Here is a 24753-nt window from a genome sequence, read left to right on the forward strand (position 1 = left end):
TCTGTTAAAAATTTATGAATTCAACAATTATTGAGAACAAGAGCGGATTGTCTCTGTTTTTCTCTTAATGAAAATCTTCCTGCGCCATTTATGCGCAATTGAGTGTCGTAAAAACATGTTAATTGATACAAGATAAGAATTCGCAAATTAACCATATACTTGCATGCAGATCTTTTTAATGCTTTAATGATGACTGAAAAAACCCCTATTATACAAATCCGAAACCTATCTAAAGCTTATGGTTCCAAAGTGGCTCTTAAAAATCTGTCCCTGGATATTTATCCCGGACAGGTGATTGGATATATTGGACCCAACGGCGCAGGGAAATCTACAACAGTTAAAATTTTAACCGGGCTGATCCCAGAGTTTTCAGGGGAGGTACTGGTAGATGGAATCAGTATGCAGGAAAATCCTCAGGAGATCAAAAAAAGAATAGGATATGTCCCCGAAAATGCTGAGCTCTATGATGTGCTGACCCCAATGGAGTATCTGGATTTTGTGGGCAAGCTGCATGGAATAGATGAAGAGATCCTCAAGACCAGGAGTACTAAACTCCTGAATGCCTTTGGACTCGGAAATAACTTGCATGATCGGATGGATACCTTCTCTAAAGGTATGAAGCAGAAGGTATTGTTGATCTCGGGAATTATACACAATCCACAGATTGTTGTTCTGGATGAGCCTTTGTCTGGATTGGATGCTAATGCAGTGATCATGATCAAAGAACTGATCATGCGCCTTTCTAAAGAAGGGAAAACAATATTCTACTGTTCCCACATGATGGATGTAGTGGAAAAGGTGTCAGATCGTATACTGCTCATCAATAAAGGAGAAATTATTGCTGATGGTACATTCGATTCACTCAAACAAAACCATGCTGATACCCTGGAACATGTGTTTGCTAAACTTACCGGGCGAGATGAGACGGGTAATGAAACAGATGCGATCATTGATGCATTTAATTAAATATTGGATACAGAATGGATAAAATACTACTTAAGCTGGTCAGCCTATTGATGCCTTTGCTGGCAAAAACTGGAGTAAATACGGATCAGCTTTACCATATCTTAAAATTAAAGTTGCTGATGGATGGTAGGAGACCGCATGTGTTGATGAGTGGTCGACGCAAGGCATCGGTAAGTAATGGCAAGGTCGGTAGCTCCTTGGCTGTGTCATTGGTTACGGTTTTGATGGGTATCTTTATAGGCCTGACTTTACTGCTTTTCAATGTACCTATGTTGGGACAAACGGTATATTTCAGCGCCTTTATGGTGATGATGTCGCTTACGCTGATCACCGATTTTACTACAGTGTTGTTAGATGTCAGAGATCAGTATATTTTGTTGCCGAGGCCTGTCAATGACCGGACTCTTGCCGTATCCCGTATTATGCACATCAGTATTTACGTATTCAGACTCGCGTTTTTGCAAGGACTCGGAGGACTTGTAGTCATTGGGTTTACTGAGGGGCTGCTGGCTGTACCCGTCTTCTTGTTGCAGATCATACAGGCTTCCTTTCTCAGTATTTTATTAGTCAATGTCATGTACCTGCTCTTGATGAAAGTAGTCTCTCCGCAAAAGTTTAAAGATATCATAAGCTATTTCCAAATTGCGTTTTCTATCTTGATTTTTGGTGCATATCAATTACTACCCAGGCTAATCAATAGCGCAGTGCTGGAAAAATTTAACATCCTGCATTACAATTGGGCGTACTTTTTACCGCCTGTCTGGATTGCAGCTTTGAGTGAAGTAGTAATGCACCCGGGAAGAGCGACTGTATTGACCACCGGGATGGCTATATTGGGACTAGCGGCGCCTCTTCTCGGATTATGGTTGGTAGCAAAAGTATTTGCTCCCGGTTTCAATAAAAGTCTGGCAGAATCGGCAACTTCAGAAGGTACAACTCGTATAATTAAAGGAGAGCTGGATCAGCCAAATACTGATATTGTTGCACGTCTTTCTAATCTGTTTACATCTGGTCCTGTGGAGAATGCGGGTTTTCGCATCACCTGGAAACTGGCAGCTAGAACTCGTGAATTTAAGATCAAGGTATATCCGGCGTTTGCTTATGTACCTATATTTTTCTTGTATTTTACGTTGACAGGAAGTGGTTCTGTTTCTGAACGATTAGCCGGAATACAAAGTGGTAAGGGTTATATTTTCCTGATCTATCTTTGTACTTTTGTGATGTCAGCGGTATTGCAGCACATTTCTTTTTCAGAAAAATATAAACCTGCCTGGATTTACTATGCCCTGCCGATTACGGAACCTGGTAAAATATTATCTGGTATGTACAAAGTGGTGATGATTCTATATTATTTGCCATATTGTGTGCTGATCGGAATAATCAGTATACTTGTTTGGGGTCCGCAAGTGATCAATGATGTAGTACTGGCAACCATAGTAGGAATGATCTATGGGATCGTGATGGCTTTGTTTATGGTGAAAGGTTTACCGTTTTCCAAGCCCGTGCTGATCAAGCAATCTGGGGGGCGTATCGTGACTTCGCTCATGATATTGGTGTTTGTAGGTATAATTGGTTACGGTCAGTATTTTTTGGCAAGGTGGGAGATGGTGATCTGGGTTTGTATTTTGCTGGCACTTGTAGTTTACTTGCTCATGATGCGTTATTATACACGCCAGACCTGGGGAAATATAGAAATTAACGAGATATGAATAATAAAGAAAACGAAGAGTGAACTGTTTTCTTTATTATTCAAGAGATGTGTAGCCGCTTATTCGCAGTTAGGAATGGTAAAAGTCCAGGTTTCTGCAATTCCTGTAGGGAAGCTATAAACCATTCCTTTACCCATTTCAAACCATAGTTTGCCGCGTAATTTCTCGTGTCCACCAATTTCATTCATAGATAGACTGTCATAAATTCTTCCATTGATCATCACATATTTTATCTTTTCAGAGTTTCTTATGTCATCGAGTGGATTGGCATCCATGATAACCATATCTGCTAGCTTTCCTACCTCCAGGGAACCAATTTCACGATTCATACCTAGATATGAGGCACCGTTTATAGTTGCGCATCTGATGGCCTGGAGAGGGGTCATTCCTCCTTGCACCAGCATCCAAAGTTCCCAATGCGCACCAAGACCTTGAATTTGTCCATGAGCACCCAGGTTTACCTTAGTATTGCCGCCATCGGCAATTTGTTTGGTTGCTTTAGACACTTCAATATGGCCATAATCTCCGTATTCTGAGGTCGTTCTCCTTCTTGCTCTGGAATCAATAATAGCTCTTGGTGTAAAATTAAGCAGCCTTTCATTTTCCCAGACATTTGTACGGTCATACCAGTAATTCTCTCCCCATTGACTTCCATAGCTAACAATTAAAGTAGGGGTGTAGGCAACCTTAGTGTTGTTCCAGAACGAGACAACATCTTTGTAGACAGGTGCTACCGGTATGCTGTGTTCAATACCTGTGTGGCCATCGGCTACCATATTCATATTGGTGAAGAATGTAGATCCTCCTTCAGGAACAACCTCCATTTTCAGTTGTCTGGCTGCTTCCAGAATCTGCTGGCGTTGATCCCTGCGTGGCTGGTTATAAGATTTTACTGAAAAGGCACCCACAGCCTTTAGTCTGCGTAAGTGAGACAGGGCATCATCTAAACTATTGATAACTACCTTGAAATCTCCATCAGCACCATAAAGGATAGATCCTGTTGAGTACAAACGGGGGCCGACCATTCTGCCAGCTTTGATCATTTCTGACTGGCTAAATACCATTTCTGTATTGCTGGAAGGATCATGAGACGTGGTTACACCAAAAGTGAGATTGGCTAAGTAAGACCAGTCGTTTGTAGGACTAATACCATCAGGGCTTGTACGAAGGTGTGCATGTACATCAATGATACCTGGCATGATGGTTTTTCCAGTTACATCTATAACTTTTGCCGCATCCGGGATAACCAGTTCAGTCGCTTTTCCCATGGAAATGATTTTGTTGTTTTCAATCAGGATGGTTCCTTCCTCAATAACTTCATCGCCTTTCATGGTAATGATTCGGGCTCCTTTTAATGCAGTAAGACCAGTTGGGATATCACTTTTCAGCTTTAAATTAATGGCAATACCTGTACTGTCTGGTTTAGGTAAGTTTTGAGGTGCTCCATCTATAAAACTAAATGTGTTTTTAATTTCACGGCTGTAATATTGATCCCCCAATGTCCACAATAACTTCTGACTGTCATGGCTCCAGTGCAAATAAGTCCCTGCATCTTTGGTTACCCTGGTAAGTGGTATATTTTTGTTGGAAGAAGACAGTTCCAGTGGGGAGCCGATGGTTACCATCGGGGTAATGTACACATTGAACAGTTCTGTAAAGGCCAGCCATTTTCCATCCGGACTAGGAGAAAACTGTGTGACGTAAGTAGAAGTATAATGCGTGCGTTCATTGGCCCCATTAAGGTCGATACTTTTTAATGCCTTTTTGCCACCTTCATTTCCCTGAAAATAAATCCTGCTGTCATCTGTACTGAACTGGGGTTTGATGCCACTTTCAGATACTAAGGTTTTTGTGCCTCCATTTGTAGGCATGATAAAAATACCCGTCCCACGACCGTAAGCATAGCCTAATACATCGTTGCCAATTCCCTTTCTGAATACAATTTTATCGCCTTTGTTTGAAAAGTTAGGAGAATAATAAAAGCCTTTTTCGTCTGTAAGCGCTACTGTTTTTCCAGACTTGATGTCCGTTTTTTTGATTGCACCTTTAAATTCGTCGCTCCATGTGGTATAAATCACAGTTTTACCGTCAGGACTGATTTCGGGCTCAAATTCAAAGTCTATACCATCTGTAATCCTTTCAGGATTTCCATTAGGAATGTCTTTCTTATATAGAAAGCCGGCAGCATTGAAAATGACGAATTTACCATCAGGAGAGGTGGTCAGCTGACGGATCATTTTTGAGGTAAACTCAGGGTTAAATACCTGTTGAGGGAAATGCAGGGCCTCCTGCACAGTTTGGTTACTGGTAACCTGAAATGGAATATCCGCCGTTATAAGCGAAGCCAGTTCAATTTTTTTAATTTTCCCCCTGGCGTAGAAAACTATGTTTTTGGCATCTGGTGTCCATGCGAAGTTGGGATACACACCAAATATTGCCCATGTCTCCTGCTGGTCATGAGATAGATCTTCTGTCAGCGGCCATTCTTCGCCTGTCTTTAGATTTTGTACAAACAGAACTGATTTCAATCTTACCCTTTTTACATAAGCCATCAGTTTCCCATCAGGAGAGATTTGGGGACGTGCGGCACCACCGGCCTGAGCAATAAGATTGCTTAGTTTTCCGGTCGTCATGTCCAACTGTCTGATCGCATAGATTAATCCGTTGGGATCTTTGCTGTATTCGAAATTAGGACCAGGTGAAACATCTTCACTGAAATAAAGATAACGTCCGTTAGGATCCACATTTGGTTCGCCGGCATCCTGCTGGTCATTTTTTCTCTTGGTGAGCTGGATACCATCGCCTCCGTATATGTTATACATCCACATTTCTCCGGCACCTAGTGAACGTGATCCGGTAAAGTGTTTGCGTGCAATAAGGTATTCACTGTTTGGTGTCCATGTTGCATTGTTCAGCAAACGGAAAGTTTCTTTAGTAACCTGCCTTTTATTAGAACCATCACGGTTCATGATCCATATATTGTCGGCCCCGCTTTTATCGCTTGTATATGATATGTATTTTCCATTGGGACTAAATCTCGGTTGAATGTCCCATGCGATACCACCGCTGAGCAATGTCGTTGTTCCACCTGAGATGGGCATAATGTATATGTCGCCAAGTAAATCAAAGACGATGTCTTTTCCATCTGAGCTGACATCAAGGTTCATCCATGTACCTTCATCTGTATTAATTGAAAACGTTTTAGTCGTTCCCTGATACTTTTCTATGTCCCATTTTTTTTCCTGAGCATGAGAAAAATAGGTTATAGCAAGGAAACATAGTAGTAAAAATGATAATCTCATACGCTGCGGTGGTTAATTAGCCCGCAATTTAATAATATCAGTTCATTTTTATAGTTTTACAAGTCATGTTTTTTGTGGTCAAGAAAATGAGGATGTTTCTGAACGTTATGTTATAACCATGTCGTCATCCTGAATTTATTTCAGGATCCCGCACCTGCAAGACCGCATTTCTAATTCGGAATCTTGACCTCGAAGGAGCTGTGGAGCAAAAGAAATTCAGGACGACGACGGATTCAGGATGAATGTCGGTAAATGATAGAATGAAGTAACACAATTAGATGAACGAAGCGGAGATATTAAAGAGATATTGGGGATTTGACAGTTTCAGGCCTTTGCAGGATGAGATTATTAAATCAGTTTTAGATGGCCATGATACCCTTGCGTTAATGCCCACAGGTGGTGGGAAATCGTTGTGTTTCCAGGTACCTGCTATGGTGATGGAAGGGATCTGTATAGTGATTTCCCCACTGGTCGCATTGATGAAAGATCAGGTTGAAAATTTAAAAAACAAAGGTATCAATGCGGTAGCAATATATGCCGGTATGGGCAAGCGCGAGATTGATATTTTACTCGATAATTGCATTTACGGTAAGATCAAGTTTTTATACCTGTCGCCAGAACGCCTACTTTCGGAACTCGTAAGGGAGCGTATTTCGTATATGAATGTAAATCTGATTGCAGTGGATGAGGCACATTGTGTTTCTCAATGGGGATACGATTTCAGACCCCCTTATTTACAGGTGAATGCTTTGAGAACAGTTATTCCTGATGTACCAGTGCTCGCACTCACTGCAACGGCAACTCAATTTGTAAGAAATGATATCGTAGAGAAGCTGGCCCTTAAAAACCATAAAATATTTGTACAGAGTTTTGCCAGGAAAAACCTCAGTTATGTGGTTTCAGCTGATGAGGACAAGCACAGGAAACTTCTCAGTATAGTGAAAAATGTAAAAGGTAGTGGATTGGTCTATGTCAGGAATAGGCGGGAGACTTCCGAAATTGCATTATTTCTTCAACGAAATGGCATTACTTCCGATTTTTATCATGCAGGAGTAGAAAAGGAAGAGCGGTTTAAAAGGCAGGAGGACTGGAAACAAAACCGCATAAGGGTAATGGTGGCTACAAATGCTTTTGGAATGGGAATAGATAAACCTGATGTACGTTTTGTGGTTCATCTGGATTTGCCTGATAGTCTGGAAGCTTATTATCAGGAAGCGGGAAGAGCAGGCAGAGACAGAAAGAGGTCTTATGGCGTGTTACTGGCCAATAAAAGTGACCAGTTGACATTGGAGGGGAAATATAAAAATAGTTTTCCTTCATCTGATGAGATCAAAAAAGTATACCATTATCTGGGTAATTATTTTCAACTGGCCTTTGGCAGCGGAGAAGGACTGAGTTTTGGTTTTGATATTGCAGATTTCTGTAAGCGGTTTAACATAGGTGTAATTAAAGCATTGTCTGCTTTAAAGTTCCTGGAGCACGATGGATATATTACGTTGTCTGAGAATATATTTTTGCCCTCCAGACTGCTTTTTATTGTTGGACATGAAGATGTTTACCGTTTTCAAATAGAAAATGCCGGTTACGACCGATTGATTAAAACCATATTGCGTTCCTATGGCGGCGCATTTGAGCATTACATCAAAATTCAGGAATCGGATATTGCGAAAAAGATGTCGACGTCTTTTAATGAGATAGTTAAGCAGTTGAGATTTTTAGAGGAACAGGGCTTATTGTCTTATTTGCAGCAGACAGATCAGCCTCAGCTGCAGTATGTACGGCCGAGGCTAGATTTGTTACATCTTGATATTGATGTAAAGTATATAGAACTCAGAAAAAAGATCCAGACAGACCAGGTCAATGCTGTACTGTCTTACACTATAAAAAAAGAATGCCGGAGTGTACAGCTGCTCCGTTATTTTGATGAGCCAGACGGGGATAAATGTGGAGTTTGCGATGTTTGTTTGTCAGAGAAAAAGGCAGATGATGATGACCATCTGGGTGATAAAATTGATTTTGAGATTGCTACCCTGCTTCAAATCCAACCTTATGGCCTATCTGAACTGGTGAATGCAATTAAGACCGGAGATGAAATTGATCGCATCAATCGGATCAGAGACTTGCTGGATGCCAGTAAAATCAAAACAGACGGTAAAAATTACTATCTTTAAACTTATTTAAATAATACTGCCCTAATGAAAAAAATATCGATTATAGCTCTTGCCCTGCCGGTTTTCGCGGCTGCATGTACATCGGAATGTATTGAAGACTCCGGTAAAAATATACATATTGAAAGTGTTGTAAAAAACTTTGATCAGATAAAAGTTGAAGGTGCAATTAAATTGGTGCTCAAACAGGATAGTACCTATTCTATTAGAATAGAAGCAGACTCAAATATTATGAAACACATTACTGCAGATGTGAGTGGGAAGGAACTGAAAGTGAAACTGGATGATAGTAAGTATTGCGGATCTGATTCTATAGTAGTATACGCGGGAATCGGGGAGCTGAAGAAAATAAATGCAGATGGTGCTGTAAAGATTGTTGGAGATGGAAGGATTTATGGAAATGATGTGGATTTTAAATTTGCAGGAACATCTGATGTAAATCTGGACCTGAGTGTTGCCAAGCTAGTTACTAAAATAGACGGAAATGGATTGTTGACCTTGAGGGGGCAATCTGGAGTACATGATCTGGATACCAAGGGAACAGCTAAGGTAAATGCTTTTGATTTTGTTTCAGGTGTGTATGATATTGATGTAGATGGTATTGGTAAGGCAAATATTAATGTTCTGAATGAACTTAAAGTCAGAACGTCGGGTTCAAGTGAAATCTATTACAAGGGAAATCCCAAAAAAGTGGATGAGAAAAAATCGGGCGCTACAAAGCTTGAAAAAGTAAATTAGTGGTGATTCTGGTTTTTTAGCTACTTTAGTCCGCTTAATTGATACATGGAACAAAAAAACAACAAAAAGACCATTCGGTCATGGGCATTCTTTGACTGGGCGAATTCTGCTTATAATTTGGTCATTACATCTACTATATTTCCAGCTTATTATACCATTATCACTACTACTCAGGAATATGGCGATAAGGTTACTTTTTTTGGAAGAACATTCACCAATACGGCATTGTCTAATTATGCGCTTTCAGTAGCTTATTTAATTATGGTTATTTTATTGCCAATCCTGTCTTCAATTGCGGATTATAGGGGAAATAAGAAATTTTTTATGAAACTATTTACCTATATGGGTGGAATAGCTTGTATAGGTCTTTATTTTTTTAAACTGGATACTCTGGAATTTGGGATAATCTGTTTTTCCATTGCCGCAATGGGATATGTGGGAGGTGTAATGTTTAATAATTCTTACCTGCCGGAGATCGCTACACCTGATCAACAGGATCGCGTCAGTGCCAAGGGGTATGCATTTGGGTATATCGGTAGCGTACTGCTGCAAATCATTTGTTTTGTATTCGTATTGAAACCTGAACTATTTGGTATCACTGATCTTTCTTTTCCTCCAAGGTTGTCTTTTTTGTTGGTAGGATTGTGGTGGATTGGTTTTGCGCAGATTCCTTTCCGTAAACTACCCGCTAGTAGCCCCAATTATGCGGCGATCAACAAGAAAGTGGTCAATAACGGGTTTCAGGAACTGGCTAAGGTTTGGAAACAGCTGAAGCATATGGAAATTTTAAAACGGTTTTTGCCTGCTTTCTTCTTCTACTCTATGGGCGTGCAAACGATAATGCTGGCTGCGGCAGGTTTTGGAGAGAAGGTATTACATTTAGGTACAGCTAAACTTATTGCCGTAATTTTAATTATACAGTTGGTAGCCATTGCAGGAGCGGTATTGATGTCGAAGTTTGCAAAGAAATTAGGGAACATAAGAGTATTGATCTTCGTAGTGATTATATGGATTTTTGCCTGCTTGTGCGCTTATTTTGTAAGTAATGAGTATCAGTTTTATGCACTGGCCGCAGTTGTTGGATTAATTATGGGAGGTATTCAATCATTATCGAGATCTACTTATTCTAAGTTTTTGCCTGAAAACACGCCGGACACAGCATCGTTCTTTAGTTTTTATGACGTTACAGAGAAAATGGCCATTGTAATTGGATTGTTTAGCTTTGCTTTTATTGAAGAAGTAACCGGTAGCATGAGAAATTCGATTATAGCTTTGACATCATTTTTTGTTATAGGTTTGGTATTTTTACTGCTATTGAGGCGAGTTGAGCGAAAATTGGAAAAAGATATTTAAGACTAGTTTGGTATGGCTGATGATGTCAAATGGCTAAATAAAGAGAATTATTATAGATGAGAGTAGAATTGTTTGTTCCTTGTTTTGTAGACCAGTTATATCCCGAAACTGCATTTAATACAGTTAAATTATTGGAAAAATGCGGTTGTGAAGTGTTTTTCAACTCGGCGCAAACCTGTTGTGGTCAGCCAGCATATAATGCGGGCTATTGGGAGCAAGCCAAGGAAATAGGAAATAAATTTTTAAATGATTTTTCAGAAACAGATTATATAGTGGCTCCTTCCGCATCATGTGTAGGCATGGTCAAAAAGGGATATAGTGATTTGTTTACCAATACAATAGTGCACAATAAATGCAGAAATATTCAGTCTAATATTTTTGAACTTTCGGACTTTTTAATAAATGTTTTAAAAAGAGATTATTTTGGAGCTGAACTCGATGGGAGGGCTGTTTATCATGATTCCTGCAGTGGATTAAGAGAATGTAAAATCAAAGAAGAACCGCGCTTGCTGCTGTCTAAGGTGCACGGACTGGAAATGGTGGAGATGAAGGATACCGATATGTGCTGTGGATTTGGGGGGACTTTTGCCGTTAAGTTTGATGCGATTTCTTCCGCTATGGCGGAGCAGAAAGTGAATAATGCACTGGAGCAGGATGCGGAATACATCATATCTACAGATCTGTCATGTCTAATGCAGTTGCAAGGATATATTGATAAGAATAATATACCACTTAAAACCATGCATTTAGCCGATGTTTTGGCTAATGGATGGCTGGAGAGTACGGAGTATTAATTTTTTGATCAAGGTACCAGCTTGTTTTGTTATCTTTGCAATAACTAAGGATCACTTTGTAGGTGATTGAGAATATACATTTTTTATTAATTTTTAAATCATAGTTGTAGATGATTAACATTACATTACCTGACGGGTCAAGCCGTCAGTACGAAAAGGGCACAACTGCCCATCAAATTGCATTATCCATTTCAGAGGGCTTAGCCCGCAATGTTTTAGCAGCAGAAGTAAACGGAGAAGTATGGGACTCTTCAAGACCTATTCTAACTGATTCTTCATTAAAGCTATTGACATGGAATGATACTGCAGGTAAAGCTACTTTCTGGCATTCGTCAGCCCACATTATGGCTGAGGCTTTGGAAGCTTTGTATCCGGGAACTAAGTTTGGTATTGGTCCGGCGATAGAGACAGGATTTTATTATGACGTAGATTTTGGTGACAGGGAGTTTTCTTCTGATGATTTTAAGGCGATAGAGACCAAAATGCTGGAGCTCGCAAAGCAAAAAGAAGTATTTGAAAGGAAATCTGTTTCTAAAGCTGACGCCGTTGCTTATTTTAATGAAAAGGGTGACGAGTACAAACTAGACCTTTTAGAAGGACTGGAAGATGGAAAGATCACTTTTTATACACAAGGTGAGTTCACCGACTTATGTCGCGGTCCACATATTCCAAATACTGGCTTTATTAAAGCGGTTAAATTGATGAATGTTGCAGGTGCTTATTGGAGAGGAGATGAAAACAGGAAACAGCTGACACGTATTTATGGTGTTACTTTCCCTAAAGCAAGTGAGCTAACTGAATACCTTCAAATGATCGAGGAGGCTAAGAAACGTGATCACAGAAAATTGGGCAAGGAACTGGAATTATTTGCTTTCTCTGAAAAAGTAGGAATGGGATTGCCATTATGGTTACCTAAAGGAGCCGCTTTGCGTGAACGTTTAGTTCAGTTTTTGACTAAAGCACAGGGTAAGGCAGGATATGAGCAGGTGGTAACTCCACATATTGGACATAAAAACCTGTATATCACTTCGGGACATTATGAAAAGTATGGAAAAGATGCTTTTCAGCCTATCAAAACTCCGCAAGAGGGAGAAGAGTTTTTCCTGAAGCCAATGAATTGCCCACACCACTGTGAGATTTATAAAACAAAGCCACGTTCTTATAAGGATCTTCCTTTGCGTTTTGCTGAGTTTGGTACAGTATACAGATATGAGCAAAGCGGCGAGCTGCATGGCTTGACACGTGTTCGTGGTTTTACTCAGGATGATGCGCATTTATTCTGCAGACCTGATCAGGTAAAGGAAGAATTTAAAAAGGTGATAGACCTTGTGCTTTATGTATTTAAATCTCTAGGGTTTAACGACTATATAGCTCAGGTTTCTTTGAGAGACCCTGAAAACAGAGCTAAGTACATTGGAAGTGATGAAAATTGGCACCTGGCAGAAAATGCAATCATTGAAGCTGCCTCTGAGAAAGGTTTGCCAACAGTAGTAGAGTATGGAGAAGCGGCATTCTATGGTCCAAAACTGGATTTTATGGTGAAAGATGCTTTGGGTAGAAAATGGCAGCTGGGTACTATTCAGGTTGATTATAATTTGCCTGAACGTTTTGAACTGGAGTATACAGGCAGCGACAATATGAAACACAGGCCAGTAATGATTCATAGAGCTCCTTTTGGATCTCTGGAGCGTTTCATTGCGGTTTTAATAGAACATTGTGCTGGTAATTTTCCATTATGGCTCTCTCCTGAACAATTTATTATTCTTCCTATCTCTGAAAAGTATGAAGAATATGCAAAAAAAGTTTCAGATGAACTAAATAATTCCGATATTCGCGGGCTGATTGACTTTCGTGATGAGAAAATTGGAAGAAAAATCAGAGACGCAGAGGTTAAAAAGATACCTTATATGCTGATTATAGGTGATAAGGAAATGGCGGAAGGAAAGGTATCAGTGAGGAAGCATGGTGAGGGAGATTTAGGAGAAATGACACTGCAGGAGTTTAGTGAATTATTAATTAAAGAAATAACAGTTTAAATAAGATACAAATTTGGCATTAGGCAGACCAGGATTTAATAGGGGACCACGTCCTCCTTTTAAGAAAAAAGAAGCAGAACATAATATTAATCAGTTTATCAGGGCACAAGAGGTAAGATTAGCTGGGGATAATGTTGAACCGGGGATTTATCCTTTGGCAAAAGCTTTGGCCATTGCAGATGAATTGGAATTGGATTTAGTGGAGATCTCTCCGAATGCTGTTCCCCCTGTTTGTAGAATAATCGATTACAGCAAGTTTGTTTACGAACAAAAGAAAAAGCAGAAAGAGATTAAGGCTAACGCTAAACAAACTGTTATTAAAGAGATTAGATTCGGTCCTAACACCAATGATCACGATTTTCAATTTAAACTAAAACACGCAATTAGTTTTCTTGAGAATGGTGAGAAAGTTAGGGCGTATGTTCACTTTAAAGGAAGGGCAATTGTTTACAAAGAGCAAGGAGAGATTTTGCTTTTGAAATTTGCGCAGGCCCTGGAAGATATAGGTAAAGTAGAGTTACTACCTAAATTGGAAGGAAAGCGTATGTTTCTGACACTTGCACCAAAAGTTGCTAAAAAATAAATAAATTACATAAATAAACACAGGTTATGCCAAAAATGAAAACCAATTCCAGTGCTAAAAAGCGTTTTTCGCTTACTGGAACAGGTAAAATCGCAAGGAAGAATGCCTACAAAAGCCACATCTTAACAAAGATGTCGACTAAACGTAAGCGTAACTTAGGTCAGACTTCAATGGTGTCTGATGCTGACATGGGCAACGTTAAACGTATGCTTGCAATCGGTAAATAATTAAATTTTAAACCAGGTAACCGGTAGATAAGTTTGCTGTAAAACGCAACACCGTTTATCAAAAACAATTAAAACATGCCACGTTCGGTAAACGCAGTAGCTTCGAGAAGAAGAAGGAAAAAGGTCTTAAATTTAGCCAAAGGCTATTGGGGATCAAGAAGCAAGGTTTTCACCATTGCTAAAAATACGGTAGAAAAAGGTTTGCAATATGCATACCGTGACCGTAAAGTTAAGAAAAGAGAATTTCGTGGATTGTGGATTCAGCGTATTAATGCTGGTGCACGTCAACACGGTATATCTTACTCTCAATTAATTGGTAAATTGGCTAGCAAAAACATCGGTTTGAACCGTAAAGTTTTAGCAGACTTAGCAATGAACCATCCAGAGGCTTTTAAAGCTGTAATTGATGCAGTAAAATAGATATAACTTTAAGTTATAATAAAAAAGGGAGCAATTATAGCTCCCTTTTTTTGTTGCTGATACTTTTTAACAGCTAATTTATATGGAAATGTATTGACCGGAATTCGAAATGCTTTCACTGTCTATGATGCTTAGTTTTGGTATTTTTCCAAGAATATTTACATTGCTATAATTACTGATGTAGTCTTCACTTGCCTGATTGGCTGTCCCATTAAAAATTAAGCCTTCAATTTCAATATTGTTTGACTTGAGTACCTCTAATGTAAGTAAGGTATGATTAATACTACCCAGGTAGTTTTGACTAACGACGATAACTTTAGCTTTTAGCTTTTTAATCAGGTCTAGGATAAGCTCCTCATCATTGAGCGGTACCATTAATCCTCCTGCGCCTTCAATAACCAGGTCATTTGTAGTTTGCGGGAGGTTAATATTACTTGTAGCTATTTCTACGCCGTCAATTTTTGCTGATAGGTGTGGCGACAAAGGCTGGCCAAGTCGGTATCTTTCAGGATGTATGATTGTTTTTTTATTACTTACCAAATGCTTAATCAGCAGACTGTCGCTAATATCCAGGTCTCCCGATTGAATTGGCTTCCAATAATCAGCGTTTAGCTTCTCAGTGAGAATTGCACTGACAATTGTTTTTCCAATTCCTGTGCCTATTCCTGTTATGAAATAAATATTACTCATGTTTTTATATAGAAGATAATGTGTCTACCAATGTTGTTATTTCCTCATCATCATTGAATGTATGGAGGCAAATTCTTATGCGTTCTTTTCCTTCAGGAACAGTTGGGCTTAATATAGCACGCACATCTAGACCTCTTGACTGAAGTAATTCTGCAGCATGTTTTGCCTCTGAATTGTTATGGTAAAGAATCGTTTGAATAGCACTTTTACCGGCAATTACGGGTATGTGTGAACTATTGATCATCTCACTATAGTATTTTATCCTATTTTGAATTTGTATGCTATAATCTATGTCAGTCAGCATATCATAACCACTTTTTATTGCGGCAATATTGTGTAGTGGAGCAGCTGTAGTGTAGATAAATGATCTGGAAAAATTGAGGAGGTATTCTCTTAAAGTTCTACTGCCCAATACAATCGCTCCGTGTACACCCAGAGCTTTGCCAAAAGTAACGATTCTGGCAAATACATTATTTTCGAGTTTCAGGTGCTGAACCAGTCCATTTCCGTGATCGCCGAAAACACCTAATGCATGAGCTTCATCTACAATTAGTGCTGCATGATATTTTTCACATAGATCACTGATCTCTTTCAACGGGGCAAGATCGCCATCCATAGAATATACACTTTCCACGACTACATAGATATTACCTTTTGCTAAGCTTAACTTAGCTTCAAGATCAAAAACATTATTATGCTTGAAGGTATACCGGTTTGCATGAGTTAATCTTGCACCATCGATTAAGCTTGCGTGGATAAATTCATCGGAAACTATGGTGTCTCCCCGTTGAGCAAGAGATGATAGCAGACCAAGATTGGCATCATATCCTGAATTAAAAATCAAACCACTTTCGGCGGAATGGAATTTGGCAATAAATGATTCGGTTTGTTCAGTAAATATATGGTTTCCACTGAGCAAACGTGAGCCTCCTGAACCATTTTTGTACTGAGGTATCTGTGATAAGTTATCTTCAATTAGATTTTTGAGCCTAGAAGATCTTGCAAACCCAAGGTAGTCATTGGAAGAGAAATCCACAGCAAGTGATTTTGTACTGAGTTTTCTTAATGAGCCGTGTTCTATTCTGGCTTTTAACCTGTCTTTTATAAATTGCTCGGCTTTATCCATTTGTTTCAAAAATAAAGAAAGCAGAATAAAGTATGCTTGTCATGTTAAATTTTTAAGTCACTATCGTTCATTTTATTTAAGCATGACAAGCATAAAACCTAGTTTTTATTTAATTGAGAAATAGATTTCTGCATTTGAGACATCATATTTGTCAAGGTTTCTATAGTAGGTTCAGGAGTAGGGTCTGGAAGGGTGGAAGATATATAGGCTTTTGCTTTCCAGATCTCAAGAATATCATCCGCAGATATGGTATAAGGATCATATACTTTATTGTCTGATATTAATTTTAAATCTTTGTTCTCTTTGAACCGATTGCCTGCCCTTTTGTATACAACCCCTTCATTTTTGCTAATGATGATATAAGTTTCGCCAGTTTTTACATCATTCCAATTGTCGAGGTATTCTGCAAGAATGATACTGCCTGGTTGTATTGGAAGCATAGAGTCACCCATGATTTCAAATGCGCGGAAAGTTCCCTGTCTAAGAAAAGGAAGGGGCAACTGAAATTTAGGCAGGTCTTTAATGTATTGCGGATCTGAAAAACCATTTAGGTATCCGGCACTTGCTTTTACGGGAACCATTTCTATATTTTCATTATCGTCTTTATCAACCGAAATGCTAAGGACTCTTAAGTTGGAGCCTTGGCTTTTAGGCTTTGGTTTCCAATCCTCGTTTATATTTTCATTAATGAACTCATCAATAGTAAGTTCAAAATACTCTGCTATTTTTTTTAGTAAATCGTATTTTGGTTCCGCTCTGTCTTCTTCATAGGCTCCGATGAGTGATCGCTTAATACCCATTGCATCAGCGAATTGCTGTTGTGTATGGCCTTTTTTCTTTCTTAAGTACTTAAGGTTCGATGAAATATTTGACATAAAATAAAAATTTAATATTTATTTGTTTTTACTAAAATAGTTAGTATTATTGTGCCAATAAAGTTAGTAATATTAATTTGAATATCCAATAAGAGTACTAATTAAATTAGTTTGTAAATATTAAAGCCTAAGGCCATGAAAAAATTCGTATACATTGTGACAGACAGAAACCGCACCAGCTTACACGTAGGAATGAGCTCTGATTTGATTAAAACATTGGATTTTTATAAGCAAATGCCAAGTTTGTTTTTTGATAATGCGCAACAGCTGACGCGTCTGGTGTATTTCGAAGAATTCAGAACTGAAGCTCAGGCGTTGAGTAGATTTAAACTGATGAGCAGGTTTACAAGAATGCAAAAGGAGCGAGTGGTTCGCTCTTGTAATCCTGATTGGGTTGATTTAACTATTGGATTAGATTTTGAACATATCATCTCCAGTAAGAAATTGATTAACCAGGTTAATTTGCCATTTGGGATGCTTTCTTAAGTTTTCAAACAAGACATATAATATATGTCTTGTTTGAAAATGACTGTTACCTTTACCAGCCTGGTGCGAATGTAAGTCCGAATACTCCCGCAGATACATCTTTACGCTGGAAAGGGAAAGCATAATAAGGTTCCAGAACAAAATAACCGAATACATTTACTCTAAGTGAGATACCTGCACTCAATGCAGGAACTCTTTCTGCAGGTTTACCATTAGGAAGAAGCACACCATTTGGCTGGTCTTTGAAAGCAACTTTAGAATCTTCATCCCATGCTACTCCGGCATCAAAAAATAGGTTTAGATCTGTGAATAAAAACTTGGATGGAATCGCAGAAAGCTTTTTAGGACCTGTAAATGGTAAACGTACTTCCAGGTTTACAACGGCTATTTTACTTCCAGATAATTGATTAATATCAAACGTTCCTGGGTTTGCGTTATTGCTTCTATAGAAAGAATTAGCTTCATAACCTCTTATAAGATAAGAATACCCTGCGTATAGAGGGTATAGGTTTTCGCCATCTCGTCCAACCCTTATATAGTTATATGTTCTGGCTGCTAATGTAATCGGTTTTAGGCGTATATATTTTCTTACATCTACTGTAAATGCAGAGAAACTGTAATCTCCAAAATATCTTTCAGCGCCAAGTCTGTACCTGAATCCGTCCAATGGCGAAGTAATACCAGATATAGAGTTGTCGCCAACAAAAGAAGCATTGAGCTGAAAGATAGAGAATGAATTAAATGGTACACCTAGTTCTTGTGATGCCTGGCTTGAAGGTACTTTTGATTTTTCCGAACCTATATAGTAACCAATTGCCCCACCGCCTAAATCTTCGTAATAGTTACTGATCCTGTCAATTCGATAACTGTAACGGGAAAACGCACCGCCTGCTTCGAATCTGTGGACTTTATTGAAAGGGTATGCTGCGAAAAGCTGAGCCTGATCTTCAAAGGTCCTGATTAAGTTAGTTCTATCACTGTAAACATCAATCATGGTGCCGTCTCCTCTGTCAATTTTGTCAGGAACGATTTCTCTAAATCCGGTGATATATGGAATATGAGATAGGGCAACACCCCAATTGATTCTACTTTGTTGATTGATGTAACCTACCAGGCCTCCAAAGTCATAGATTTCTCCGTTGATAGAAAGGTTTGCAATGATTTGATTCCTGCCGATGATATCGCTAAACATTCCTACAATACCACCTTGAACACCAGTTCCAAAACGGCTGGTAGAAACACCAACTCCACTATTCGCCAGATAATCTAATTTGAATTTTGGTTTGTAAGGAACCAACTTCATTGAATCAGTTATTGTTTTTTCAAATCTTTCAAAATTGCCAAGATTTGAATTGACAATATCCACTCCATTGCTTTCCATTGGAGGCAATATCGCAGCATCAAAGTTTACGGCATTGGCGTCAACAGGTTTTGATTTGAAATTGCTTAGTGGCGAGTTATATAACGTATAACGCTGAAAACGATAATAGCTATAAACAATGTCGTCATTTCTTGATACTGATATCGCAGGGGAGAACTCAGTGATACCACTAATCCCGGTAAAGTAATCAGTCAGTTGCTTTACAGAGTTATCTGTCAAACTGTATTCATAAAGATTTCTGAAACCATCTCGGTTTGACAAAAAGAACAGTCTTTTGCTATCTCCTGAAAACTGCGCATTTAAATTGTTGGCACCCGGGAAAACAGGGATGTCAGATAGAGATTTACTTTCTATATCGTAGACAGTGAGATTAATAGGGTGGACCGCGTTATTGCCGCCTTTTAGCAAAGAAGCTCTATCTGAAGAGAAAACAAGTTTCTTTCCATCAGGAGAATAACTTGGAGCATAGTCAGAATATGCATCATTGGTGATCTGCGTAATCTTTTTGGTTTTAAGGTTGTAACAGAAAATATCACTTTGACCCTCAACCATACCTGAAAAAGCTAAATCATCACCATTTGGAGACCAGGTAATGTTGCCAAATTGTTCCACATGCGACATGTCTGCACGAAGTGCAACGCTACCATTGTCTACATTTACAATCATCAGGTGGTTTTTACCTTTACTGAAAATACTAAAAGCAAACTGCTTACCATCAGGAGACCATGCACCTGCAGACTCTATGAAATTGAAATCGTCAATATGGGAGTTGGATATCTGACTACTTAGTTTTCTAAGTATTTTGCCTGTTTTTGCATCAGCTAAGAATAAATCTATTCCAAAAAGATCTTTTTCTGACATAAAAGCAAGGTATTTGCCATCGGGACTTAGGGCAGGAGCGACATTCATATTTCCGCCATTTTTGTTGTCAACGATTTTAGCTCCGCTGATTTTGATCTGGGAACTGTCTGACCTTAGCATCGGACGGTAATGTTTTTCTATGGCATTTTTCCATAACCCGGAAAGGGTATTGTCATCATATCCAAATGTATATTTCAAGCCATTTTCATAACCAAATCTTGCTGTTGCTTTAAATAAAGGGACAATGGTTGTATCTCCATAAACTGAGCCAATAAAGGTCCAGAATGCCTGACCATAACGATAAGGAAAGTATTTGTTAGAATTGGTAAGGTCTTTCAGAGATGGAATATCCCTGTTTAAAAGCGCATCTCTCATCCACATAGAGGTAAATGCATCAGTTTTTCCAACAGACAGGTATTCCGCCATACCTTCGATCATCCAGAGAGGGATCTGACTTACACCTTCCATACTTACAGAATCTTTTTCTAGAAGAATATGGTATTGGAAGGCATGGACCAGCTCGTGACCTAAAACGTGTCTGGTTTGGTTGTTTAGTTCCATTACAGGCATGATTACCCTATTTTTAAGAGCTTCAGTAACACCGCCGGTACCTATGCCTATTTCCCCTTGCAGTGCTGTAGTCTGTTGAAAATCAGGGTGGTTGTTGTAAAGTATGATCGGATTTTTTTTGAGGAAAGTATCCCTGAATATCTCCTGGTGCATTTTGTACCAGGTTTCAGCGTCCTGCGCAAACTTCTCAATCATTTTTTCATTTTTCAGATAGTAGTAGATCTCAAAATGCGGAGTTTGAAGCACTTTAAACTTTTCATTTTTATACCTCACTTTATTTTGCCCAAAATATTGTGCATGAACAGAAGCGACAGATATCATGATGATGATTAACAGTGGGATTAGCCTTCTCAGAAATGTAGAGTTCATGATCATATTATGATTTTAGTTTAGTTGTTGTCCTTTTAAATTTACGCAAAATTCACCAAAATAGTTTTAGGAATTATTGAACTGATTATACTATAAAATATTGGTTTACTGACCGTTATTTTTTTGTTGCTTTTCTTTCTCTTTTTCTTCCTGACGTTGCTTTCTTTTCAACTGACGCTCTTCCTTTTTAGTCAACGGCGGCTCTGCTGCAGGTTGTTTCGCCGCTTCTGGAGTTTTGGTTTCTACAGGTTTCACCGGGTTTTCCTGTACAGGAACAGGAGGTGGCTCCACCGCAGGTACTTCAAAATCTGTTGAATCTACAGCAAGACTATCTGTGCTCGAGGTATCTGCCTGATATCTTGGAGTAGGGCAGTTGATTTCTCTGTCCAGTTTTCCTTTCCATTTAGGAAAAGGTCCTTCAGTATATCCGGTAGACTTATCCTTGTAAACCTTTTCCATGAATTTGGCAAATATTGGTAAAGCAGTTCTAGACCCTTCACCGGTTTCACCGTTTTTAAAATGTGCTGTACGTTCATCACAGCCTACCCAAACCCCGGTAACCAGATCTTTAGTGATGCCCATGTACCAGGCATCTACATAATCCGAGGATGTACCTGTTTTACCACCGATTTGATTGTTGTTTTTCCACAAGTCCCATTCCCAAAGTGCCTGAGATGTTCCTCCTGGTTCTTCCATACCACCTCTGAACATATAAAGCATGAGCCATGCGATTTCTTCAGAAAGCACCCTTTTGGTCTTGGCCTTAAATTCTTCAATAATATTGTCGTCCTGGTCGGTGATTTTTTCTACCAAAATCGGATCTGTTCTTACACCTTCATTAAGGAATGTGCCATATGCCCTTACCATTTCATATACGGATACGTCATTAGGACCTAGGCTGACAGAAGGAACAGAGGCCAGAGGACTTTCTATTCCGCATTCATGTGCCCATTTTACTACATTTTCTGCACCTACTTTTTCCGTAACCTGCGCTGTAATGGTGTTCACAGATTTTGCCATAGCCCATCTGAGGGACATTTCCCTGTAACTATTGCTCCAGTCTGCATTTCTTGGTTCCCAATATTCAGTCTTACCATTTTCCTGATAAGCGATTCTTACAGGTTTATCTGTGAATTTATCACATGGGCTCATTCCGCTTTCAAGTGCGGCAAGATATGCAAAAGGCTTAAAGGTAGATCCAGCTTGCCTTTTTGCCTGTTTCACATGGTCGTATTTAAAGAATTTATGGTCAACACCACCTACCCAGACTTTAATTTTTCCATTAAACGGATCCATGGTCATCATGCCTGTATTCATGATTTTTCCATAATATTTTATAGAGTCCATGGTAGAGAACAATGTATCTCTGTCACCCTTCCAGGTAAAGATTTTCATCTTTTTCTTTTTGTTGAAGTAAGCTTCCACAGAGTCGGGGGTATCTTTATATCGCTTCTGAAGCATGGCATAGATAGGAAGATTTTTCATTGCCCTGTTTGGATAATCTACTTTTTGTTTTTCAGAATCTTCCCAGGGATCTTCATTGCCCCATACATTGTAAAATCTCTTCTGGATGACTTTCATCTGTTCCTTGACAGCTTCTTCTGCATATCCCTGCAGTTTTGAATCTATGGTGGTATATATTTTTAACCCATCTTCATATAAGTCGTAATTGTTATCCTTACACCACTTTTCAAGATATTTATCCACAGCAGCTCTTAAATAAGAATCACCGTCACTTCCTTCGTCAACCCTACCTTCCTTAAGTTTCAGTGGGACTGCTTTGAATTCATTCAATTGCTGGCTATTGATATAACCATATTTATTCATTTGCGACAGCGCCACATTTCTTCTCTCGAGCGACCTCTGCGGATTTTTAATCGGGTTATACATCGTAGTACCTTTTAGCATTCCTACTAAAAGTGCCGATTCTGGTACGTCAAGTTCATTTGCTTGCTTGTCAAAATAAATTCTTGAAGCTGTTTTGATCCCATAAGTATTGTTTCCAAATGAGACCGTATTCAGGTACATCGTGATGATGTCGTTCTTTGAATAATTAGATTCCAGTTTTACAGCCGTCAGCCATTCTTTAAGTTTGGCAACAATGGTACGTACCAATGGTATGCGGCTCAGGAACCCTTGTGATTTATTATACCTGGTTCTGTATAAGTTTTTTGCAAGCTGCTGAGTAATCGTACTCGCGCCTCTTTTATCGCCTGTAGCTGTCGATATACCGCTTGATAAAAGCGAACGGAAATCGATCCCCATGTGTTTATAAAAGCGCACATCCTCAGTTGCTACCAACGCGTTGATGATGCTTGGAGCAATTTCGTTGAAGTTTACCGGTGTCCTGTTTTCTTTAAAATACCTGCCGATTAATTTGCCGTCTGCCGTGTATAATTCAGATCCTACTCTTAATGTAGGAACCTTAATGTCTTTATATGAAGGGGAATAGCCGAATAACCATAAAAAGTTTAGCTGCAACGCACAAAAGAAGATGATGATACAAAAAAGGACTATGCTTGAATAACGTATGTACTTATTGCGGATTTCTTTAAACATGTGATAAAGATCAAAAAAACGTAAAACTGTTAATGTTAAATAGTGTTAAAACTTGCAGTACAAATTAACGTAATTAATTTACTTAAATTTCCTCTGCCAGTCTATTTTTTAATAGCAGAAGGCACATAAAACTTTTTATTCTATATTTAAATCAAAACATAACCTGATATGAAAGACGAGATCAAACAATATTTTGCTACACCTGGTAAAAAGGTATCACTAAAAGATTATAATACCAGTTATAAAGGAGAGCTGGTCAAAGACGATGGTAAAGACCTTTTAGAAGAAATAAAGGAGCAGTTAAGTAATTTTCAGGAAACCCTCTATGCGGCCAATTCACATTCCATTCTGATCATTTTTCAGGCCATGGATGCTGCAGGAAAGGATAGTGCAATTGAGCATGTGATGTCGGGTTTAAACCCGCAGGGATGCCAGGTTTATAGTTTCAAAACCCCAAATTCGGAAGAGTATGAGCACGACTTTTTATGGCGACACTATAAGGCGTTGCCTGAAAGAGGAAGGATAGGCATTCACAACCGTTCTCATTATGAAAATGTTTTGGTTTGTAAAGTGCATCCGGAATATATTTTAAATGAAAATATTCCCGGATATAGTGATGTAAAGCAGATTGATAAGAAATTCTGGAAGCAGCGCTACGAAAGCATCCGCAACTTTGAAAGCCACATCAGTGCTAATGGTACGGTAATTATAAAGATCTTTTTATATGTTTCAAAACAAGAGCAGAAGGAACGATTTCTGGATAGGATAAACGATCCCTCCAAAAACTGGAAATTTTCTTCGGCGGACATTGCGGAGCGTCAGCTGTGGGACGATTATATGAAGGCCTATGAAGACGCTATTGAAGAAACTTCTACCGAACAATGTCCGTGGTATATAGTTCCAGCAGATCAGAAGTGGTATACCAGGCTGGCAATCAGTAAAATATTAAGCGATGCTTTTGAAAAACTTGACCTAAAATTTCCTGTATTGGCCGAAGAAGAAAGCAAGAAGCTTGAAGCAATCAAACAGCAACTGCTCAACGAATAACATTCCACCAAGCAGGTCTGATAATAAAACGTATTGCCTGCTGTATACCTACATATAAACAACAGAGTTGAACTATCCTTTCTATATCCTTGGACTATGGTTGGACTATCCTTGCTATATCCCAGGATATCCCAACCATAGTCCAAGGATAGTTTAACGACTCTGTAATTACGTTGTTTATATGTAACTACTATGAAGCTTATATATGTTTATAGTAAACTAGTGCAGGAAGCTATAATAAACAAAGACTATAAAGTTTGTTCCCGGCTGAAATATTGAGTATCTTTGCGTCGCTTTAGGTTCCTGGCCAGTTTGTTCAGGATTAAAAGGGAATACGGTGTAATTCCGTAACTGTCCCGCAGCTGTAAGCTCTATAACGGTGTTCTAATCGAAGCCACTTTTTGCGATCCTTTTGGAGGCGATTGGGAAGGCAGGATACCGGGAGTAAGTCAGAAGACCTGCCAAAAGTGGTAATATTTCATAGCTTTCGGGG

General features: G+C 38.9%; 18 protein-coding genes and 1 riboswitch. Of the genes, 12 read left to right on the top strand and 6 right to left on the bottom strand.

Features of this window, described 5'->3' with window-relative positions; genetic code table 11:
* The first annotated feature begins 186 nt into the window (after positions 1 to 186).
* Together R2Q78_RS00865 and R2Q78_RS00870 are read left to right on the top strand one after the other, a co-directional pair.
* A complete protein-coding gene (locus R2Q78_RS00865; RefSeq protein WP_316787996.1) occupies positions 187 to 966 on the top strand; it encodes an ABC transporter ATP-binding protein in 780 nt (259 codons plus the stop codon).
* A 14-nt stretch (positions 967 to 980) separates the two neighbouring features.
* Positions 981 to 2675 (top strand): hypothetical protein, encoded by a 1695-nt coding sequence (locus tag R2Q78_RS00870; RefSeq protein ID WP_316787998.1) that lies wholly within the window; start codon positions 981 to 983, stop codon positions 2673 to 2675.
* Positions 2676 to 2734: 59 nt separating this feature from the next.
* Here the strand turns inward: R2Q78_RS00870 and R2Q78_RS00875 are convergent, their stop codons facing one another.
* The gene (locus tag R2Q78_RS00875) at positions 2735 to 5977 is read right to left on the bottom strand and encodes an amidohydrolase family protein (protein ID WP_316788000.1); all 3243 of its coding nucleotides are present in this window, start codon (positions 5975 to 5977) and stop codon (positions 2735 to 2737) included.
* Between the two features lie 278 nt (positions 5978 to 6255).
* Here R2Q78_RS00875 and R2Q78_RS00880 point away from each other — a divergent pair, with 278 nt between their 5' ends.
* The 8 genes from R2Q78_RS00880 to rplT all read left to right on the top strand — a co-directional run bounded on the left by R2Q78_RS00880 (position 6256) and on the right by rplT (position 14296).
* Positions 6256 to 8148, top strand: a complete 1893-nt coding sequence (locus R2Q78_RS00880) for an ATP-dependent DNA helicase RecQ (RefSeq protein ID WP_316788001.1) — start codon at positions 6256 to 6258, stop codon at positions 8146 to 8148.
* A gap of 24 nt (positions 8149 to 8172) precedes the next feature.
* On the top strand, positions 8173 to 8883 hold the full coding sequence (locus tag R2Q78_RS00885; RefSeq protein ID WP_316788003.1) for a head GIN domain-containing protein: 711 nt from the start codon (positions 8173 to 8175) through the stop codon (positions 8881 to 8883).
* A gap of 45 nt (positions 8884 to 8928) precedes the next feature.
* Positions 8929 to 10236, top strand: a complete 1308-nt coding sequence (locus R2Q78_RS00890; RefSeq protein WP_316788004.1) for an MFS transporter — start codon at positions 8929 to 8931, stop codon at positions 10234 to 10236.
* A gap of 56 nt (positions 10237 to 10292) precedes the next feature.
* A complete protein-coding gene (locus R2Q78_RS00895) occupies positions 10293 to 11030 on the top strand; it encodes a (Fe-S)-binding protein (RefSeq protein ID WP_316788006.1) in 738 nt (245 codons plus the stop codon).
* A 110-nt stretch (positions 11031 to 11140) separates the two neighbouring features.
* Complete coding sequence (gene thrS, locus R2Q78_RS00900; protein WP_316788008.1) at positions 11141 to 13066, top strand: threonine--tRNA ligase; 1926 nt, start codon at positions 11141 to 11143, stop codon at positions 13064 to 13066.
* A 13-nt stretch (positions 13067 to 13079) separates the two neighbouring features.
* A complete protein-coding gene (infC, locus tag R2Q78_RS00905; RefSeq protein WP_316788010.1) occupies positions 13080 to 13649 on the top strand; it encodes a translation initiation factor IF-3 in 570 nt (189 codons plus the stop codon).
* Positions 13650 to 13675: 26 nt separating this feature from the next.
* On the top strand, positions 13676 to 13876 hold the full coding sequence (rpmI, locus tag R2Q78_RS00910) for a 50S ribosomal protein L35 (protein WP_048905002.1): 201 nt from the start codon (positions 13676 to 13678) through the stop codon (positions 13874 to 13876).
* A 75-nt stretch (positions 13877 to 13951) separates the two neighbouring features.
* Entirely contained in the window at positions 13952 to 14296 is a 345-nt protein-coding gene (gene rplT / locus R2Q78_RS00915) for a 50S ribosomal protein L20 (RefSeq protein WP_008238152.1), read from the top strand.
* Positions 14297 to 14374: 78 nt separating this feature from the next.
* Here the strand turns inward: rplT and bioD are convergent, their stop codons facing one another.
* The 3 genes from bioD to R2Q78_RS00930 form a co-directional block, all read right to left on the bottom strand.
* Positions 14375 to 14986 (bottom strand): dethiobiotin synthase, encoded by a 612-nt coding sequence (bioD, locus tag R2Q78_RS00920; RefSeq protein WP_316788020.1) that lies wholly within the window; start codon positions 14984 to 14986, stop codon positions 14375 to 14377.
* Positions 14987 to 14990: 4 nt separating this feature from the next.
* Positions 14991 to 16112 (bottom strand): pyridoxal phosphate-dependent aminotransferase family protein, encoded by a 1122-nt coding sequence (locus tag R2Q78_RS00925; RefSeq protein WP_316788022.1) that lies wholly within the window; start codon positions 16110 to 16112, stop codon positions 14991 to 14993.
* Between the two features lie 98 nt (positions 16113 to 16210).
* Entirely contained in the window at positions 16211 to 16987 is a 777-nt protein-coding gene (locus tag R2Q78_RS00930; protein WP_136834693.1) for an XRE family transcriptional regulator, read from the bottom strand.
* Positions 16988 to 17122: 135 nt separating this feature from the next.
* On the opposite strand from R2Q78_RS00930, the gene R2Q78_RS00935 reads away from it, so the two are divergent.
* On the top strand, positions 17123 to 17473 hold the full coding sequence (locus tag R2Q78_RS00935; RefSeq protein WP_316788025.1) for a GIY-YIG nuclease family protein: 351 nt from the start codon (positions 17123 to 17125) through the stop codon (positions 17471 to 17473).
* A 52-nt stretch (positions 17474 to 17525) separates the two neighbouring features.
* Here R2Q78_RS00935 and R2Q78_RS00940 read toward each other — a convergent pair whose 3' ends face one another.
* A complete protein-coding gene (locus tag R2Q78_RS00940; protein WP_316788027.1) occupies positions 17526 to 20654 on the bottom strand; it encodes a basic secretory protein-like protein in 3129 nt (1042 codons plus the stop codon).
* Between the two features lie 105 nt (positions 20655 to 20759).
* Positions 20760 to 23213 (bottom strand): transglycosylase domain-containing protein, encoded by a 2454-nt coding sequence (locus R2Q78_RS00945; RefSeq protein WP_316788029.1) that lies wholly within the window; start codon positions 23211 to 23213, stop codon positions 20760 to 20762.
* A gap of 168 nt (positions 23214 to 23381) precedes the next feature.
* Between R2Q78_RS00945 and R2Q78_RS00950 the strand changes: the two genes are divergently transcribed.
* Positions 23382 to 24260: a polyphosphate kinase 2 family protein gene (locus tag R2Q78_RS00950; protein ID WP_316788030.1), complete on the top strand. Its 879-nt coding sequence runs from the start codon at positions 23382 to 23384 to the stop codon at positions 24258 to 24260.
* Positions 24261 to 24540: 280 nt separating this feature from the next.
* A riboswitch (cobalamin riboswitch) is annotated at positions 24541 to 24741 on the top strand.
* Positions 24742 to 24753: the final 12 nt, after the last annotated feature.

This window comes from Pedobacter frigoris, from assembly GCF_032678645.1.
GTDB lineage: Bacteria > Bacteroidota > Bacteroidia > Sphingobacteriales > Sphingobacteriaceae > Pedobacter > Pedobacter frigoris_A.